Source organism: Sphingobacterium sp. UBA2480, from assembly GCF_002341965.1.
Classification (GTDB): domain Bacteria; phylum Bacteroidota; class Bacteroidia; order Sphingobacteriales; family Sphingobacteriaceae; genus Sphingobacterium; species Sphingobacterium multivorum.
Window position 1 is genome coordinate 511,323 of sequence record NZ_DDPA01000001.1, and the last position, 19,107, is coordinate 530,429.

Here is a 19,107-nt window from a genome sequence, read left to right on the forward strand (position 1 = left end):
TTAAATTTCAAACCATTCCTCCATAGCGAAGGTTATCGTATTAGCAATAAATGGACAACATATGCGTGCAATTTGGACAGGGGCTATTGGTTTTGGCTTAGTTAATATTCCCATAAAATTATATAGTGCAACTGAAAATGCAAGTCTCGATTTGGACATGCTTGATCGTAAAGATTTATCCAATATTAAATTCAAACGGGTAAATGAACAGACTGGTAAAGAAGTAAAGTGGGACAATATTGTTAAAGGATACTTTATGAAAGACCACTATGTAGTTTTGGAAGACGCCGATTTTGAAGATGCAAGTCCGGAGAAATCAAAACTTATCAATCTGCATGCATTTGTAAAACTGATGGATGTTGACAGTATTTATTTTGAAACACCTTATTACCTCGAACCACAGAAGGGCGGTGAGAAAGCTTATCAGCTGCTTGTCAAAGCTTTAGAAAAAACAAAAATGGCGGGTTTAGGAGCATTTGTGATGCGAAATGTCGAACATCTAGCCCTTATAAAACCCTATCGTAATGCATTGGTATTGAATAAAATTCGCTATCAGCAGGAGATTAGGGGCTTGGACGACCTTAAATTGCCCACTACAATAAAAATTCAAAAGGTGGAAATGGACATGGCGACACAGCTGATTGAGCAGCACAGTAAGTCCTTTGATATTAGTAAATATAAAAATGAATACATGGACGAGCTCCTAAAAATTATCAAGCAAAAAGACAAGGGAAAACGCCCAACCATCCGAAAAATGAAAGTTGAGCATACAAAAGCAGACGATCTCCTTGCCAAACTAAAAGCGAGCTTGGGTTAAGACGCACCGACATAAAAACCTAGGTGGCTTAGCTACCTTCAAGGAAGCTAAAAGCAGGAATAAGAAATCCAGTATTTTAAGCATAAATAGAAAAACGATGAAAAATATCATACCGGAACAGAAAGAAGGGAAAAGACTTGATTGTTTTGAATCACTTGAATTTGCAAGTGAAGATATCGCTAACTTAGCATTTGAATTGGGCGTAGAGAACCTGAGAAAGGTCAACCATTGGTACACTTTAGCCCAATTACCCGCTACCACATTCCAATTGACAGGCGGTTATGGTACACCGATAGATCGCTTACTCGAATTACATGATTATATCAGACTGGATATCCCCGGACCGGGACTTCCAAGTAGCGGTGGTTATGACTGGGTACATGTCGTTAACCTCACGCTAGACAAAACCTATGATTATAAAGTTTTTGCCCTAACCTTAAAGCCTTGTCCCGATCCAAGCCATCCCGGCGATAAAAATACAGCTCATTTTTTCGAAGGAATTTCATCGTCAACTTTCCTGATCGAACAGCGTAGAAACAGTATATTGTTTCAATATGCTGGCAGAAACGAGATCATAAACGTTGACAATGAAAATTTTAGCGATAATGTTCGGAACTATCTCGTCGGTTTGGCGGCGAAAATAGGAGCCTCCTATCCGCAGTGGAAATCATTAATCAAAGGAATGGCGAATGCTGTTGCCAAAGAATTTAATGCCCGTTTATAGTATGTTGCATGTGAGAAATTGGTATCATTTTTAATTCCAAAGTAAAAAGAAGCCAATAAGGCAATTTTATCTACTTTCCAACGTTCTAATATTAAAGATTCGATCTATGCTGTCGTAATTTTTTTTCGTATATTTATGTATACATTAGGAGTTTTGGGGTACTATGAATCATACAATCCAATCGAGTAATCAAACCGTTATTAAGCTTCAGTCTTTTGGCAGCCTGGTCATTTTAGATCGGCACTTTACGATCGTCGGAGTGACGGAGTCTGTCGTAAATGAACATTATACCAGTGAAGCTCTATTAGGAACCCATTTTTTTCATAGCTTTGGCCATACCTTCGGCGAAGCCCTGTTGAAAGTGAGGAATGCTGTGATGGAACTTCTTGAAAACGGACAGTCGCGTCACATTTTACCCATTAAAATTAAAAACGACAGGGTTTATGTTAAACTACGTAGACATGATGAATATCTTTACATTGAATGGGAACAACAACATAAAAAATATATTGCCGCTAAAAAAATTAACGAACTCAATTTTTTGTTGGATACCATTCAGCCAAATAACTGGAATCGCGTTTGTTCGGCCATTAACAAGATATTGAATTATGATCGTGTTTTCGTTTTGCAAATTCAAGAAACAGGGTATAGTTCGGTGATTGCTGAGCATACGGCAAATGGACGGTCTTCTTTCAAAGGCAAGGAATTCTCCAAAGATTTTATGCCCGAGGAAGTTTTGTCTTACTATCGTAGTTATTCGTATCGATACGCTCCCAACATGGACGATCAGGGACAAGAATTCTATTATAAAGATGAGGCCATCGATCCCCTTTCGAGCCTATTATCTCCTCTGCCTGAACTCCATCAACTTTTTTTAAAAGAAATAAATGTTCAAAGTGCCCTTTTTTTTCGAATCTGTATTGATGATGATTTTTGGGGACTTGTGGTTGCGCAGCATGACGAAAAGCGTGTGGTCGACCTACAACAACGAAAACTATGCACATTTGCCATCCAGGCGGCAACCAGCAAATATGAAAGTCATGTCAAACAGAATCTCTTGGAAAGAACAGAGCTTCTAAAGCTCGCAGAAGAAGAATTAAAGAAAAGTCTCTCTGAAAATAAGATGGTAAATTGTGCCTTGATACAACATATGGACATTCTAACTCAGCTTGTGGATGCAGATGGTTTGGCAATTTTCAATCAGGGCGACGTTTTTAGCTATGGGCAGTCTCCTCCTAAAGCACAGTTTTATGAACTCATTCAATTCCTGCAGAAACATACCGACAAAGCCCTCTTTAAAGACTACAACTTTCGTCTAAATCATCAAGAAAACTTTAAAGAAAAGCTTGGTTTTGCCGGTCTAATGTATTTAAAGGTAGGCTTGGAGAACGATTATTACATCGTTTGGTTTAGAAGAGAAAATAGCAGTCAGGTCATGCAAATGGAGTTAAAAGAAGAACAGGATGGTAAAAAGCAGCTCAAAATCTGGGAAGATACGCGTTATGATGTTGCCAAGCCATGGAATGATGCTGAAATTAACTTTGTGCTTCGCTTAAATCAAATCATCAAAGAATCCATCTTTGCGAAATTGAAAGAACGCCAGCTCCTCAATGACGAACTTCTCAGCTTAAACAATGAATTGGAAATGTTTACCCATACGCTTTCCCACGATTTGAAAAACCCGCTGTCCATCTTAAAAATGGGTATACAATTTCTTCAGCAACACCCCGACAATATCGATTTTAAAAAAATCAATAAATGGTATCAGAATTTCAGCCGAAGTGTCACCAACATTGAGGATATTATCAACAATATGGTACAATTAAGCCAACACCGATCCAGCATTTTAGACAAAGAGCCACTTCCAATGGCCTACACCATTCAGCGTATATTCCAAGAAAACAGTATTCTATATAACGTCAATAATTGTCGGCCCACTTTTGGTACATTATTGCCTATTTGGGGCGAGAAAAGTGCCGCTTATCAAATTTTTTCCAATTTAATTATCAACGCTATAAAATATTCAGCCCAGTCGGACAGCCCTGTGGTATCCATAGATAGTTCGCATGAAGATGATTATACCCATTATCAAATCAAGGATAATGGAATTGGCATACCCAGTGAACACCTACCGCACATATACGAAATGTTTACAAGGGCGGATAACGTGGGCTCCATACCCGGTACGGGCATTGGTCTTTCACTCGTAAAGCGCATTATGGAGCGGTTGGGAGGAAATATAAAAATTGAATCGGAAGTCGGTTTGGGCACAACAGTTCATCTTTACTTTCCAATTGTTAAGCCATTTCCCGAACAAATGTTGCTCAATTAACCTGATGAGCATCCTGAAATCTCGCAAACTATTTCCTTGCTGATATTGTTCATTATTCGAGAGAATACAACGCGAATAAAGAGGGTTGTACCACTTAAACGAAATCGAAAACATGGAAGAGATATTGCAACATGCAGTAGTAAAACGAGGTTTGATTATTGCCTATTACTTTAGTAACATATGGTATCGCAAAGGATTATTCGGGCAACATACTATTCCGGATCCCAATGATACTGATCCAATTGAGCGTCCTGAACCGGACGTGGATGAAACCGATCCTGAAGAAGAAGAAAATGTCAATTATGCCCATAAAAAGACACAAACAAGCGACGGAACAAGTGCTAGAGCGGCCTCGTCCGCTGCTTGGGATGAAAATTTCGAAAATCCGGCAATCCCCAAAAAGACAGATTGACCAGTGGGTCAATCTGTAACGATATGCAATTGGCCATTTTCATTAAAAAAAACGTCGCTGATAAAAACGATGCGTTTATCACCCGTTTTTATAGTACGTCCGTGATACACACAGCGGAGCTTTCCTTCTCTATCGCTAAATAGGCTATTGTGTCCGGTACCCGAAATTACTCCCCCGCTATGGGTATTTTTTTCAATGATTGGGTTAGCAGGTGACTTTTCATAGCTTCCCAATGGGGCAGTTGCCGTTCCATAGCCTACCGCATAATTGGCTCCAGCAAAATAGTTGGCGGAATACATCATATAATATTGCCCGTTTTTTTTCATTAGAAAAGAACCTTCTGTCCATCGTCTATTTATCTCACCCGAAGTGACTGACCTACTCTCCCATTCAGCCTGTACGTCATTCATCGAAACTGGAGGCCGCATTAAAAGGACTGGGTCCCCGATCGTTTTAGTCATACTGCTGTCCAATTCAACACCATACACCCAGCTCTCTTCGATCCTGCTATAGCCATACTTCTGCTTCGCCCAATCCGCAACCTCCGACTCCACCGGATGCTCGTAGCAACAACGCGAATAAAACAGATAATTCCTATTGTCGGTATCTCTAAAAACGTTCGCATCAATAATTGGATATCCCGGATCAAAAATAGGTTTTCCAGTAAGGTCTTTGAATGGCCCTAAGGGACTATCCGCCACAGCTACCCCGATGCGATAGTTTTCAATATGTTGTTTTGGATTATCTTTCCAATGGGCGCTATAATACATATAGTATTTGTTATTGACCCGGTAAACTTCAGGCGCCCAAAAATCTTTTTCTCCCCAGCCATTAGGCTGGTTGGCATCATATACTTTCCTTTCCTTCGTCCATGTTTTCAGATCTTTGGAACTATAAGCAATAAAGCCGTTTTCAGTTCCACCTGTGCCATATAAATAATATCGATCGGTAGGCGGATCAAATACAATAAAGGGATCGCCAAAGGCTACATCCGTTTGATAGGATTTTCCATTCTGGGTCAATCCCTGATCTGTAGCCAGGAAGCGAAACTTTGCGGTATCAAACCGAGGAACCGTAATACCATCACCAGTTGATGCAAAATTAAACGGTATGATAGCGGTTCTCCGAGGTGCCACTTTTTCATCTGAAAAGTGTGTGTGACAGACATAATACCATTGCTTTCCTTTTTTGAAAACGTCGCCATGTCCAGTTCCGGCAAAACCGCTATTTTTTCGGCTTAATGCCGGCTGACCTTCCAGTTTTTTCCAAGGCCCATAGACATTATCCGCGATTGCCACGCCGACAGCATAGTCTTTATTTCGAAAATCATTTGCCGAATAAAACATATAATAATACTGGCCTTGCTGGATAACAGTAGGACCTTCGGTAACCGTCCACTCTGCATTTGCTGTATTTTCCCAGGGTAATTCCGCATGGACACATTCTTTTAGCGTCTCTCCTTTTATTCCCGAATAATCGGACTTTAATTCGGCGACAAAAATTCTATTTCCTTGCGTTAATCTGACATGAAACAGGTATTTCCTCCCATTGCGATCGCTGAATACAAATGGATCTATCTGCTTTTGCCCGACTTCAAGTGGTGCTTTGGAAGTTTGCTTAAAAGGACCTACAGGGCTATCACTAACTGCAATTGCTATATGCTCATCTGCTGTATAAGCCATATAAAATTTACCCTTTTCAAACCATACTTGTGGAGCCCAAAATCCCGTCGATCCAAAAGCATCTCCTTTTAAAAGAGCAAAACCTGAAGTTGTGCCTGCCGGGACCTTCCAATGTTTCAAATCTGTAGATTGATACACTTTAAACCCCTGCTGTTCTTCAGAATCTCCATTCGTACCGTACAGATAATAATATCCCCCGTAAAAGAATACGGTTGGATCAGCCTGAAAAATCCCGTCTATTGGAATATTCGCCTTTCCTATCGATACTGCTGTGGTATGCTGTGCGATTGTCGTCTGTACAAAAGACAGAAAAAGGGCACTAATTAAGAGGTATATTTTGTTCATTGAATTGAATAGCTATTTGGTATACAGATATCTAAAATTCAATAATTAATCGCTCAATTGCCGGTAATATTGTATCAATTGAACATCATTTTGTATCATAAAACCATTTCTCTAACCAAGTTTAGTTAAATGCAACTGTTTCATTTAATTGACAAACCATTTACTTCTGAGACCCGTTCTATTTAAAATAATCAAATACTTAATTAAGAGCGTAGGTCATGATATGTAATAACATCTTTTTCTTTTCCTTAATAACCAGTCTGCTGTTGATATCGTGTAATCATCAAACTCCTCAGGAAAAAGCTTCCCGTCATATGGAGGAGGCCGAACATAAAGCAGCGGCAGCCAGTGAACAGGCTATAGTGAGAGCTGAAGCTGCGGCAGCAAAGAATACCGAAGCAGTCATTTATGCAAATATAGCTGCTGCTAACGAGGCTGTTGCTGGGATTCCAGCTCCAGCGTTGTCCAATAAGGAAGCTGAAAGGATATACAACAAACTCGGCAAAATCATTGTCGATCGAATCAATGCAAAGACAGCAGTAGAAGCGATGGAGAAAGAACAAGCCATCGCTCGAATTAAAAAAGATGTTTTGGAAAATTTAAGGAATGGCAAAATTACCCAAGCTGATCATGACGGTATAATGGGCTATTTAGAAGATAGCATCAAAGCCGCCAAGTCAGTTATGTAAGGCGCAATCAGCGAGACAAAACGACAAACTTATGATAAATTCAATCGAACAATCGTGTATAGAAGCCTGTTGGCAATGTGTTACTGCTTGCCATACCTGTGCGAATGCTTGCACAAAAGAAAGTGACCTTCAAGCCATGGCAAAATGTATTGCATTGGATATGGAATGCGCAGTCGTTTGTAAAGCAGTGGCCGAACTTCTTGCTATGGAAAGTTACTATAGCCGACGACTTATCAAGACTTGCGCTGAATTATGTACACTCTGTGCAGAGGAGTGCTTTATGCATCCCCATGAACATTGCCAGCACTGTGCTAAATTATGTGAACTTTGCGCAATTGCGTGCAACAAACTAACTGCATAAAATATAGTGGTGTAGATTTCAAATTTCCTGATGGGGCCATCAGGAAATTTTTAATTCAAAATACCTCTTTCAAATGCAAATTTGACCAAATGAGCTGTATTTTTTACGCCCGCTTTATCGATTAAGTTTTGACGGTGTCCTTCAACTGTACGCTTGCTTAAAAATATCTTATCGGCAATTTCAATATTCGTGTATCCTTCTGCAATTAATTTGAGTACTTCAAGCTCTCTATCGGAGATATCAAAATCTGTCTGTAGTTCTCCTGATACCTGTGCATAGCTTTGTCCAGAGCGAACTTGGTCCAATAGTATCATTGCGATTTCCTCGCTCATGTATCGTCCCCCATTTGCGATATGATTTAATCCAAAAAGCAATTCGTTATAGCCAACGTTTTTAACCAAATATCCTGCAAGACCAGATTCAAATGCTTCAACAACGTAATTGATCTGATTCAACATGGACAGTATTACTACTTTAATGGACGGATAATGTTTTTTTAATTCATGTAATAGTTCAATACCATCCATTTCCTCCATGCTGATGTCTGTTAAGACAATATCAGGAACAGGATTAGAATTTAAGAACTGAAGAGCCTCCTTTCCATTCGACGCCTCTCCAACAACTTCAAATCCATCTTGCGATTCTAATAGTAATTTTATTCCGTTACGTACAACCATGTGGTCTTCAACCAATAGGATTTTTATCATTATTCTTTTTTTAAATAGTTAATTTAAGTAAAATACCTGTTGCCGGCGTATGATTCATAATCCGTGCATTATAGAGTTCAGCAATCTTCATCAAACGCATTGGACTATGTTCATGTTTTATTGTTGACAGCGATTTCTCCTGGCTAAAAAAAGGTGACACTTTAATTAAAATCTCAAATTCAATCACCTGCACCGAAACTGAAATAGCCTGTGAAGGAATCTCATCATTTAAATACTGGAATATAGCCGTAAGTAACTTAAACAGCTGAACTTGTGCCCCATGATGCAATTCTCTTAAATGCGGATCTAGCAAGGTGTCAATTGTAAAACCCGATCGTTTTCTATAACTCGCCACAGCCTCATCAACTGCATGAAAAATGCCAAGATCATTCAGTATCGGATTGTAGAGCAACACAGCTTTATTACGAATCTCCATAACCAACGTGCTTAATGAATCACGTAAGCAGCGTAATTCTTCAAAATCACCATAGCGATTTGTAAAATTCTGAAGAGATATACGCATTCCGTAAAGTTCCTGAGCCAATTCATCGCGGAAATACCGTCCTATTTTTCCAATATCATCTTGTTGATTCCTAATAATCGATTTATAAAAATCTTCTTGACTACCATCCCATACCTGCTTTAATTCCGAAGGCTCTTTGAGGCTCTCCAATCGTTCCATGGGCTCTTCTGATAGCTCAAAATATAGTTTTTTGTTTTCGTCCCCCATATTGTTTTTCATTACATGTCATAACTAATAACCATTTAAACGTATCAACAGTTTTAAATATTCACATCTATTTAATCATCAAAAATGTACTTATTAAAACACTACGTATAAATACGTGCGACAAAAAGAAAAAAGGGGGAAATGAGACAGGAAAACACTTGTTATTAATGCAGAATAACGCTTAGCATCAGCCTGATAGCTGAATAGTTATTCTGGATAAAGCATTGACTAACTGATTGTTAAAATAAAACAAGTGATAAATCGGCTTGATCCATTCAGCGTCAACGCATTTCCTCTTAATTATTTTCTAGCACCTTAATTGTAGTGATATAGCCAAGATAGACACTTAAAACTTGATAATATGGAAAATTTAACAATCGATCAACTGTTTAAGGAAAAAAGACCTACATTAAAATATTTGGCAGCGCAATTTACAAACGATCCGGATGAACGAGAAGATCTGGTTCAGGAGACCATGGTAAGGTCATTGGGATCTATTGAAAAATTCCTGAAGCATCCAAAGTTGATGTCTTGGCTCTATATCATCATGAAAAATACATATATTAACCAATATACTCGAAATAAACGATTGGAGAATTACCGCAATGAATATGTAAGTATAGGTTATCATAATGAAATAACAACCAATCGCGGTGAAAATAATTTTATAGCCTCTGATATACAACACGCACTCAATAGTTTATCAAAAGATTACTATAACGCCTTTGCAATGTTTTTGGAAGGATTTAAATATTATGAAATTGCAGAGCATCTGCAAATCCCGGAGGGTACGGTCAAAACACGTATACATATGGCCAGGAAAGCACTGCAAAAACAGCTAAAGATTTATTCAAAAAGTATTGATTAAAAAATGGTCTCTTTTCAAGATAAAAAAGCAGGTAATTACCTGCTTTTTTATCTTATTTCCCATTACTTAGACCTGCCTATGCTTCAACTGCATTTTACCCTAGCGGATATCCTAGTTATTCATTATATTTAGATATTTAGGGAACAACTTATTGATTTAATAGATTGAACATCAAAAATTATGAAAAAACAGATAATCACTTTATTTTTTATATGTTTGAGTGGCATTATGGTAGTATTGTCCTGTGATCGGGCAGCAAAAGAAGGTGAAAATAGAATTCGTGTCAGTGGTGAAGGAAAGATTAGGATAATGCCCGATCAAGTCACTTTGACAATCAATACGGCATTCACAAAACCAAGGATGGTAGACGCGGTTAGAGAGACTCAAGCAACTGTCGATACGGTCATTGCATTGCTCCAAAAATACGGCAATAAAAAGGAAGACATTAAAACAAGCAGCGTATCAGCAAATAAGGATTATCAATACATCGGAAATACCAATAAATTTATTGGGTATCAAGCACAACAAACAATCGATTTTGTTTTACATGATTTATCGAAATTTACAGAATTAACAGGCAAGTTGTTAGAGACCAAAATAAGCGGAATAGGCTCCATCTCATTCGATCATTCCAAAGCAGACAGTATTTTAAGAGAAGCGGATCTTATTGCTTATGATGATGCATTAAAATCTGCAAAAAAACTTGCATCTCGGGCAGATGTCGAAATTGGCAAACTGCTGTTTTTGTCGAACGACGGAAGCGCATCCAACCAATCGACGCAGTTTAGAACAGGGATGGCGTTAGAAACATTCAACAAGGGTTACGGCGGCGAAGGATTTAAAGTAGCCCCCGAAGTTTTAGAATTTAAAAGGACAATATATACGGAATTTGAAATTAGATAGCTCAAAAATTGGGATTAAGAATCTACGCCAATTAGACATTCTGGTAAGATCGTACTTACGGATAAAACTTGCTTAGAATTAGCATACGGCTAAGTTAAATACCATGATTCATCGCGGTGTTTTTTTCGTATATTTAACACATAGTTTATATACAGTTCATTTTCGTTTCGTTACTTTATCATACAATAGTTCAATGTAATCAACGGAGTAATGTATCTATTATGAAAACGATAAACTACTTTTTCCAGCGAATTATATTTAGGATCTTTCTAGGTCGATTCAGTTCATTCTATTCACCCTTGAGATTCCACAAGACCTAATTGTTTTTAAACGGCATTGAGGTCCGATAATTTTATTTTATAAATGCTTTTAACCAAAGATGCTTTTGGCAAAGATTTTATTTGGGGAGTGTCTACAGCTGCCTATCAGATCGAGGGTGCGCATGATTTACATGGCAAAGGTCCTTCTATTTGGGATATCTTTGTACAAAAAAGGAACCGTATATTTCAAAATCAACATGGTAATGAGGCTTGCGATTTTTATAATCGCTACGTCCAGGATCTCCATCTAATGAAAGGAATGCATATTCCTAATTATAGATTCTCCTTATCATGGAGCCGTATTTTCCCGGGTGGAATCGGTGAAGTAAATCAATCAGGTTTGGATTTTTATGATCGATTGATCGACCTATCGCTCGAACTAGGGATCACCCCTTGGGTTACCTTATACCATTGGGATCTTCCCCATGCATTAGAAAAAAAAGGTGGCTGGGTGAACCGTGATGTAAAAGATTGGTTTGGCGAATTTGTTTCCAAATGTGTGCATACCTACGGTGATCGTGTTAAAAACTGGATGGTTCTCAATGAGCCTACCGTATTCACTGCCGCAGGTTATTTCTTTGGCGTGCATGCACCGGAACGAAAAGGTCTGGGTAATTTTTTGGCCGCCGCGCATCATGCGGCATTGGCACAAGCACAGGGAGGTCGAATCATCAAATCGATCCAGCCCGACAGTCAGGTTGGAACTACATTTTCATGTTCTCATGTCGAACCATTCACATCGAGAGACAAGGACATTAAAGCAGCAAAAAAAGCAGACGTATTACTCAATCGTCTGTTTATAGAACCTCTCTTAGGAATGGGCTATCCTACTCAGGAGATTAAAATACTGAATAGAATTGAGAAGTATATTAAATTTAATGATGAAAGAGACCTGAAATTTGATATGGATTTCATTGGGATACAGAATTATACGCGGGAGGTTATACGATACGCCATGTTCGTTCCTTATCTCCAAGCAAAAATAGTATCCGCAAAAGAGCGTAAAGTTGATTTAACTGAAATGAACTGGGAGGTTTACCCAGCGTCCATCTATCATATGCTCAAAAAATTCAGTACCTACCAAAACATGCCGCCTTTAATTGTTACCGAAAACGGCGCCGCGTTTCCGGATAAAGCCGAGAATGGTATAGTACATGATCCTAAAAGAGTTTCCTATTTACAGGAAGCATTGCAACAAGTTTATCGTGCGAAACAGGAAGGTATAAATGTCAAGGGCTATTTTGTATGGACTTTTCTTGACAACTTCGAATGGGCTGAAGGATATCGGCCAAGATTTGGACTGGTGTATGTTGATTTCAAAAATCAACAACGTATCATCAAATCCTCTGGGCATTGGTATGCGGACTTCTTAAAATAAAAAAATTACTTTTTCTCACCATGATGATAAATCAAATTCGTGATTTTTAATAAAATTACCGCTACAAGTATTGCCCCAATAATGATACATACGCTGATTAATGAATTTCGCCCGTTATCAGCAAAAATATAGATTGCGCATACCGCCAACAGACAGGGCAAAGCAAAAACAATCAGCTTGATCCAATAGACACGATCCTCTTCCTGGAGGATCCTTTCGGTGGTTACCGCATGAATAAGATCGGCCTTATTTTTTCTAAAATACGTAAGAATGAGCTCTATCTCTTCCTGTCTAAGTTCGCGGGGGCGGACGATCTGTTCTTTTAATACGATAAGTAGATTTTTGCGATCGCGTTGTACAGAGCGAATATCTGCCATTTGAAATCGCTTTTTATAGCCCATGGGATTTATTGCATAGCCCTTATAATCGCTGTTTTCGGGACATAGACAAGAGAACTCAATGGCATTTAAAGAGAAGATAATATCAGTGTGATCTTGACCAATCTCTCTAAATTTTGATATGGCAAGTTTAACAGTTGCAAATAATGCACACTGAAGCACAAACAGACCAAAAGACAGATGAAAAATCCAGGACAAAAGCAATGCAACAGCAATAAATCCAAAAATAAACCAGCTCATATTAGACAAAATGTCAACCTTACGTCGTATTATTAACACAAAAATTGTACACATTACAGCTGGGATACTTGCTTTCCAATCCCAAAATATACTGACAACACCCAGCACTGAGCATAGCATATACATCAGCAGTTGAAAATAATCTGATTTCCGTTGGAAGTTGGTTCTCTTAATTTCAATGCTGTTTTCCACTACCTGCTCGAACAAAATGAAAAAATGTTTAACATAATATCTCTCTGATTGCATAAATATAAATATCTTTAATTAATATATATGTAAAAAATCAAAGCGTATCGTATGAAGACTTTTCAGTTTAAATCACATCAGGTTAAAAAGGGCTTAATCTTTGGATTAATTTATTTAGTTGTTGTATTTATACTATGTTATATGATCTTCGGTGGTATAAATGGGATGGCCGATGCGGCAAATAACTTTGGTTCGGCGAAGGGCTTAGGGATATTGGTTGCGGTTGTTATCATTGGTCCACTCGTCGTCATCTTGCAATTGATCAATCCCAAGATTGAAGTACAAGTTGACAGTGCGAACTTATCTATCAGGCAGCCGAAAAAAGAGGATAGCATTATTCCACTGAAAGAGATCTACATCATGGAAATAAACCATGCTTTGGTTAACCAGCTTCAGCTGTTCGATCAAAATAGACAGCTACTCGCTACAATACACCCCCAAAACGACACAAATGTCATTTTCTCCATCGGTAGTGCAATAGCACAACAGGGTAGATTTGTGAAGACAAAGGGGAACAAAAAGATCTTTGGAAATCCTGTTGAAACAATTTCCTATTCCAGGCAATAAATTTGGCATCGATATACGAAATGAAAAGCGCGGCAAAAATTCAGTATTTGGTCCTAATGGTGACAACTCTACTCTTGGGTTTAATCTCACGTAAAATATCTGTCATACCGCCTATATGTGGCGATGTGCTTTATGCCATGATGGTGTATTGGTTATCACGCTTAATATTTATTAAAAAATCACTGTTCTCCTACTGTATCATTACCATTCTATTCTGTTTTACCATTGAATTTTTACAACTTGTCCAATTGCCCCTATTTTTATGGATAAGGAGCAATTCACTTTTGCGCCTCGTATTTGGACAAGGATTTCTCTGGTCAGATTTAGGGGCTTATTGCCTGGGAGCGCTTGGAGCTGCATTTCTTGATTATCTTAAAGATCATTTGCTAAAAACAGACCCTGCGTTGTGAACTGAATAGACCTATTTTGTCGTTTTGGCCCCCATATCGATGCCCATCTTTTCATAAGCAACATCATTCGGCTGCCAAAGCTCTATTTTATTTCCTTCAATATCCATGATATGAACAAATTTGCCATAGTCAAAGGACTCGATCTTATCAAGTACCGTAACTCCCTCCTTCTTCAATTGATCGATTAGAAGTTCAATATCGGCAACCCGATAATTGATCATAAAGTCTTTTTCCGAGGGGCCAAAATAGCTTGTACTCTCTTTAAAAGGGCTCCATTGCGTAAATCCTTTTTTCGTACTATCAGCACCCTGATACCACTCAAATACAGCGCCGTAAGAATTTGTTGCCAGTCCCAGATGATCGGCATACCAGGCTCTTAATTTTTTAGGATCTTTGCACTTGAAGAAAATTCCGCCTATACCAGTTACTCTTTTTAACTCGACAGGTCGGTTCAAATTGCTCATGGTATTAAAGGCGTACCCCATTCCAAACGCCAGCGAAATACTCGCAACAAATACGACTCTTTTCATAATTTGATAAGGATAAATATTTATTTCTACCTCCTCTCCCAAATTTAATCATAAGTTTTGAAAAAACATTTACAGTGCAAAACAACATATTCTTTTCTTATACGCTCAGAATGTTATATTCATAGCTTTTATCCCATTTTTTTCCTGCTCAGATTGTTAAAAAACGATATTGTATTTATACATTTGACTCGGTCAAGATTCATTTATCATCCTGGTAATGCGTTTGACGTACTTAGTAAATAGCATCTGAAGTAAAAAACAGCGTTATGTATAATTTTAAAAACGATTATTCCGAAGGGGCGCACCCCCGCATTTTAGATAAACTTATTGAAACAAATCTGATACAACAAGCCGGCTATGGCGAAGATGAATATGCTAAAGCAGCAAAAAGCATTTTGAAGAAAAAGATAGCGAACGAGCAAGCTGTTGTTTACTTTTTATCTGGCGGAACACAGACCAATCTACTTGTGCTATCCTTTCTCTTACGTATCCATGAAGCCGTAATTAGCGCAAAAACGGGGCACATATCGGCCAATGAAACTGGCGCTATCGAAGCAACTGGACACAAAGTCATTACTGTCGAAACACTTGATGGAAAACTAACGCCGAAGGATATTACAAAAACGTTAAAGGAACATGCACTGGCACCACATGTCGTAAAGCCAAGAATAGTGTATATTTCCAATTCGACTGAAATTGGCACGATCTATACGCTGACAGAATTGGAAGCACTTTATGTATGTTGTCAAGAACATCATCTTTTACTTTATCTGGATGGAGCTCGGTTGGGGCATGCTTTGATGGCTGAAAACAACGATCTAACACTGAAAGACATTGGAAATTATGCTGACGTATTCTATATTGGCGGGACGAAAAACGGTGCGCTTTTAGGTGAAGCCGTAGTGTTTAATAAACCCGAATTGGCACTGGATTTTGACTATGCAATCAAGCAGAAGGGCGCTTTGCTTGCCAAGGGCCGGGTTTTATCCATTCAGTTTCTCGAGCTCTTTAAAGATGATTTATATTTTGAACTAGCGCAAAAAGCAAATTCCTACGCTATGCGGATCGCTCAGGTGATCAAAGAAAAAGGCCATTCATTTTTGACAGACTCAACCACTAATCAAATTTTCCCGATTTTACCCAAATCTGTCATAGAGACATTGAGTCAGAAATACCAGTTTTATATTTGGAAGGAAATAGATAATGATTATGCTGCTATTCGCCTGATTACCTCCTGGGCCACCGACGAGGAGCAGGTTGCAAGTTTTATGGAGGCCATATTGAAATCTTAGTGATCCTGCCTCTAGGCTTATCAATCACTCCTAAATGAAAGCGTCCAATAGGTATGTTGTACCCATTGGACGCATCCGATAAAATGAAAAAAATTAGTCTTTAGGTTCCAACGCTTTCCAAACAACCGCTGCAACTGCAGCACCCACGAGCGGCGCAACGATAAATAACCATAGCTGAGACAAAGCTTGCCCCCCCGCTAAAATGGCAGGACCAAATGAACGTGCTGGGTTAACGGATGTACCCGTTACAGGGATAGCAACGAGGTGGATTAATAGCAGTGTAAAACCGATTGCAAGTCCAGCCATTGTACTGTTACCTACTTTAGAGGTTGTCGCTAATATCACAAATAGAAAAAGAAACGTTAACACTGCTTCGATCAGAAAGGCAGAAGCAGTACCATACTCGTTTTGATAACCCTTTCCCCATCCGTTGGAGCCATAGGCCCATTCACCTGCAGTAAAGCCGGCCAGCTGTCCACTCAAAATCTGTTGAAGAACAAATGCTCCCAAAAGTGCGCCAATAAATTGAGCAATGATATACACAATTGCATCCTTAGCAGACATTTTACCCGCCAATAATACACCAACCGTAACGGCAGGATTGATATGACAACCTGAGATTCCTCCGATCGCATAAGCAAAAACCACGACCGAAAGGCCGAAGGCAACTGCAATACCCAAAAGGCCAAGGCCAGAAAGTCCAGCTGTGGTATTGGCCCCTGCAATAGCGGCAGCTCCACAACCAAAAAGTACCAAACCAAATGTTCCAATTAGTTCGGCAACAAATTTTGAAGATGTTTTAATTTCCATATGAATCTGTTTATAACTTAGTTAACTCTAATTTAATCATTTTCCGTATTAAATTAAAGCACTAAAAAATTTATTGTAGAACAATATCCACACACTATTAAAATCAGTTCTATAGATACATCTTCAACATCAGTTTATCCATATTTCATCACAGGCTATAAGCGCGTTCCGTTTCGGATGATACCTCCATTCAGGTAATTTTGCTAAGGGCTCAGCATAGACTCGAATGACCTTAACACGGTCGTTTATCAAAGCTCGATAGCGAACCTTCTCCACTGTATAATCTTCCTCCTGAGATTCAAGTTTCCTCAGCAGCACATCTTGAAAATCTTCGCCATTTTTGGATACCGAAATGCGGACTTCCTTTGGTGAAAATATCCAATGTCGGACATCCTTTAGAAAATTAAGCTCAATTGTATCGATGTGTTTTTCCTGTTCAAAATCAAACGTAATATCCATCGGCTCCCCATTCCATAGCAACCAGTTGTAGCTATAATCCATGTATCCTGGGACACTATCGGAGAGGGTTTCCAGACCATTGGCAGGGAAGGAAGGATCGAATGGATTTTTCAGTTTTATACTTGCTTGTGAAGCTTTGTTCGTTCTGACTCCAGCATTGAATATTTCGCTCCATTCTTTTGCATAAGCATCAGGTGACGCCCCCCCTTCGGCAAGTTCTATTACCCCCAGCCTTTTGGCGTCTTTAATAAATTGAGTGACTTTACGGCTTACATTAGGTCTTACAACCCAATGGTCGCCGTCTTGCTCAAAGATACCATGCTGATGCGGACCATAGAACCGTGCTTGTTGCAAGTAGGTGTAATCCAAGCCTAAACCGACACGTCTAATACGCGATTCTAATAAAGGATTTCCTTCACTTGCAATTTCAGCTTTTTCTAACAATGTACTGTATTGATCCATAGCTTCGGGACTCAAAAAATCCTTTCTATTATCAATTGGATTTCCATAAATCGACAAAGCGGAGGAAGCTCCAGGCAAGTGATTTCTTCGCAGATCGAGATATTTCTTAATAAATGGCGCAGCCTTACCATAATAGCCCTCAATAAATTCATCTGTCAATTGCTCTTCTGAACGACCATCTGTATCCCAGGCAAGGTTAGCCAAAATATAAGCATTTAACTCCGCCATATCACTATAGGTCGCTCCGCCACCTTGTAAGAATACCCCTTCTACCCCTTGTCCTTTCAAATATTGCATGCTTTTCTGCATCGTTCCTTGAATGGGGAATGGGGCAAGATAATTGGTAAACTGAGTCAAATAATCCCATACAAACACATGCTTCGCTTTCGATTTCCAAGCGCCCAATTGTCTACGGAAAGTTGCTGCAGAATATTCACTACTGATATCATTTTTCCGAAAAGCATCGATATTACTTAATATAACCGAAACATTATCTGCGACGCGAAGATGCGCTGGAGCATTAGCCGATTCGAGATACGCCAGCGTCGTAAATTTCTTGTCTGGAAATTTTCCGGCCACCCTATTCACAAAGTGGATCAAGGAGCCCTGTGCTCCTCCTTCGCGCTTATCAATGGCTTGGCAAAGATCGCAAGTACAGCTTCCAATGTCGTCATTGGCTGCTATGGACCAATAGATAGCCGTTGGATTTTCAAGCATCCTTTTCTTAAAGTAAGCGACTGTATGAGTAAAAACTTCTTCATTGGAAAGACAGAGCTGAATCGGTTGGCGCTTCCCATCATACAGCGCGTAATATTCCGGATGATCTTTAAAGTAAATCGATGGTGGCAATATTTTACTGAAGGTATGGCCCCAGTCCCCCCATCTATCTTCCAAATTATGTAGGCCATACCAGTCCATGTACTCCTGATCCAATTCCACAGGGAAATAAACTTCTCTAAATTGAAAATTAGGCTTTGAAAAGATTTTTAAATCGGCATCCACATATAACGCAGTACACTTTGGAACATCGGTACTTTCTTTACCTGTATACCACTTTCGCCCACCAATAACATCCCTGACATAACGGTACGCCGCAAATATTACACCTCTACCACTTCCCTTGATGTAAATATTTTTTCCTACAGCTTCAATCGAATAACTGTCTTCAGGGGACGCATTTGTTATTGGGCTTCTTTCCAAAATAATGGCATGTGTATCATCAACTTTGGCTTGTATTGCAAAATCTACACCTGTGCTTTCTTTAGTAAAGGTGTTTATCACCGCAGCAGCTTTTTGTACAACAGGATCATTTGCATCCGCCTGGATGACATAATCCGTTTTCCCATTGTCCACCAATACCATTCTTTCCTTACCCTGAACTATCGTTACCAAAGACAATAGACCTAACATAAACTTCCACATCAT

19 protein-coding genes are annotated in these 19,107 nt (G+C 39.0%); 12 read left to right on the forward strand and 7 right to left on the reverse strand.

Annotated elements, in window-relative coordinates:
- The first annotated feature begins 61 nt into the window (after window positions 1–61).
- From B3600_RS02375 to B3600_RS02390, 4 genes are all read left to right on the forward strand, one after another.
- Window positions 62–817 carry a Ku protein gene (locus B3600_RS02375; RefSeq protein ID WP_070563924.1) on the forward strand — a complete coding sequence of 252 codons (756 nt, stop codon included), beginning with the start codon at window positions 62–64 and terminating at the stop codon, window positions 815–817.
- 97 nt (window positions 818–914) lie between these two features.
- Window positions 915–1,541, forward strand: a complete 627-nt coding sequence (locus tag B3600_RS02380) for a hypothetical protein (RefSeq protein ID WP_286751954.1) — start codon at window positions 915–917, stop codon at window positions 1,539–1,541.
- Between the two features lie 163 nt (window positions 1,542–1,704).
- Window positions 1,705–3,873: a GAF domain-containing sensor histidine kinase gene (locus tag B3600_RS02385; protein WP_286751955.1), complete on the forward strand. Its 2,169-nt coding sequence runs from the start codon at window positions 1,705–1,707 to the stop codon at window positions 3,871–3,873.
- 112 nt (window positions 3,874–3,985) lie between these two features.
- The gene (locus B3600_RS02390; RefSeq protein WP_286751956.1) at window positions 3,986–4,285 is read left to right on the forward strand and encodes a hypothetical protein; all 300 of its coding nucleotides are present in this window, start codon (window positions 3,986–3,988) and stop codon (window positions 4,283–4,285) included.
- 8 nt (window positions 4,286–4,293) lie between these two features.
- Here the strand turns inward: B3600_RS02390 and B3600_RS02395 are convergent, their stop codons facing one another.
- Entirely contained in the window at window positions 4,294–6,312 is a 2,019-nt protein-coding gene (locus B3600_RS02395; protein ID WP_286751957.1) for a glycoside hydrolase family 43 protein, read from the reverse strand.
- A 218-nt stretch (window positions 6,313–6,530) separates the two neighbouring features.
- Here B3600_RS02395 and B3600_RS02400 point away from each other — a divergent pair, with 218 nt between their 5' ends.
- Entirely contained in the window at window positions 6,531–7,001 is a 471-nt protein-coding gene (locus tag B3600_RS02400; protein ID WP_286751958.1) for a hypothetical protein, read from the forward strand.
- Window positions 7,002–7,105: 104 nt separating this feature from the next.
- Window positions 7,106–7,354: a hypothetical protein gene (locus B3600_RS02405; protein WP_156167613.1), complete on the forward strand. Its 249-nt coding sequence runs from the start codon at window positions 7,106–7,108 to the stop codon at window positions 7,352–7,354.
- Between the two features lie 58 nt (window positions 7,355–7,412).
- Here B3600_RS02405 and B3600_RS02410 read toward each other — a convergent pair whose 3' ends face one another.
- Window positions 7,413–8,069, reverse strand: coding sequence for a response regulator transcription factor (locus tag B3600_RS02410; RefSeq protein WP_286751959.1), 657 nt, complete (start codon window positions 8,067–8,069; stop codon window positions 7,413–7,415).
- A 10-nt stretch (window positions 8,070–8,079) separates the two neighbouring features.
- On the reverse strand, window positions 8,080–8,811 hold the full coding sequence (locus B3600_RS02415; protein ID WP_286751960.1) for a hypothetical protein: 732 nt from the start codon (window positions 8,809–8,811) through the stop codon (window positions 8,080–8,082).
- A gap of 349 nt (window positions 8,812–9,160) precedes the next feature.
- On the opposite strand from B3600_RS02415, the gene B3600_RS02420 reads away from it, so the two are divergent.
- From B3600_RS02420 to B3600_RS02430, 3 genes are all read left to right on the forward strand, one after another.
- Window positions 9,161–9,667 (forward strand): RNA polymerase sigma factor, encoded by a 507-nt coding sequence (locus tag B3600_RS02420; RefSeq protein ID WP_046673512.1) that lies wholly within the window; start codon window positions 9,161–9,163, stop codon window positions 9,665–9,667.
- Between the two features lie 180 nt (window positions 9,668–9,847).
- Window positions 9,848–10,570, forward strand: coding sequence for an SIMPL domain-containing protein (locus B3600_RS02425; RefSeq protein ID WP_286751961.1), 723 nt, complete (start codon window positions 9,848–9,850; stop codon window positions 10,568–10,570).
- A 363-nt stretch (window positions 10,571–10,933) separates the two neighbouring features.
- Window positions 10,934–12,268, forward strand: coding sequence for a GH1 family beta-glucosidase (locus tag B3600_RS02430; RefSeq protein ID WP_286751962.1), 1,335 nt, complete (start codon window positions 10,934–10,936; stop codon window positions 12,266–12,268).
- Between the two features lie 5 nt (window positions 12,269–12,273).
- Here B3600_RS02430 and B3600_RS02435 read toward each other — a convergent pair whose 3' ends face one another.
- Window positions 12,274–13,152 carry a hypothetical protein gene (locus B3600_RS02435; RefSeq protein WP_286751963.1) on the reverse strand — a complete coding sequence of 293 codons (879 nt, stop codon included), beginning with the start codon at window positions 13,150–13,152 and terminating at the stop codon, window positions 12,274–12,276.
- A gap of 51 nt (window positions 13,153–13,203) precedes the next feature.
- On the opposite strand from B3600_RS02435, the gene B3600_RS02440 reads away from it, so the two are divergent.
- Both B3600_RS02440 and B3600_RS25560 read left to right on the forward strand, forming a co-directional pair.
- Window positions 13,204–13,719: a hypothetical protein gene (locus tag B3600_RS02440; RefSeq protein WP_286751964.1), complete on the forward strand. Its 516-nt coding sequence runs from the start codon at window positions 13,204–13,206 to the stop codon at window positions 13,717–13,719.
- 56 nt (window positions 13,720–13,775) lie between these two features.
- Window positions 13,776–14,129, forward strand: coding sequence for a DUF2809 domain-containing protein (locus B3600_RS25560; RefSeq protein WP_353681995.1), 354 nt, complete (start codon window positions 13,776–13,778; stop codon window positions 14,127–14,129).
- An 11-nt stretch (window positions 14,130–14,140) separates the two neighbouring features.
- Here B3600_RS25560 and B3600_RS02445 read toward each other — a convergent pair whose 3' ends face one another.
- A complete protein-coding gene (locus tag B3600_RS02445; RefSeq protein ID WP_286751965.1) occupies window positions 14,141–14,659 on the reverse strand; it encodes a VOC family protein in 519 nt (172 codons plus the stop codon).
- 266 nt (window positions 14,660–14,925) lie between these two features.
- Here B3600_RS02445 and B3600_RS02450 point away from each other — a divergent pair, with 266 nt between their 5' ends.
- Complete coding sequence (locus tag B3600_RS02450; RefSeq protein ID WP_070563890.1) at window positions 14,926–15,951, forward strand: threonine aldolase family protein; 1,026 nt, start codon at window positions 14,926–14,928, stop codon at window positions 15,949–15,951.
- A gap of 93 nt (window positions 15,952–16,044) precedes the next feature.
- Here B3600_RS02450 and B3600_RS02455 read toward each other — a convergent pair whose 3' ends face one another.
- Both B3600_RS02455 and B3600_RS02460 read right to left on the reverse strand, forming a co-directional pair.
- Window positions 16,045–16,761 (reverse strand): MIP family channel protein, encoded by a 717-nt coding sequence (locus B3600_RS02455; protein WP_046673518.1) that lies wholly within the window; start codon window positions 16,759–16,761, stop codon window positions 16,045–16,047.
- A 129-nt stretch (window positions 16,762–16,890) separates the two neighbouring features.
- Complete coding sequence (locus B3600_RS02460) at window positions 16,891–19,107, reverse strand: DUF4838 domain-containing protein (RefSeq protein ID WP_286751966.1); 2,217 nt, start codon at window positions 19,105–19,107, stop codon at window positions 16,891–16,893.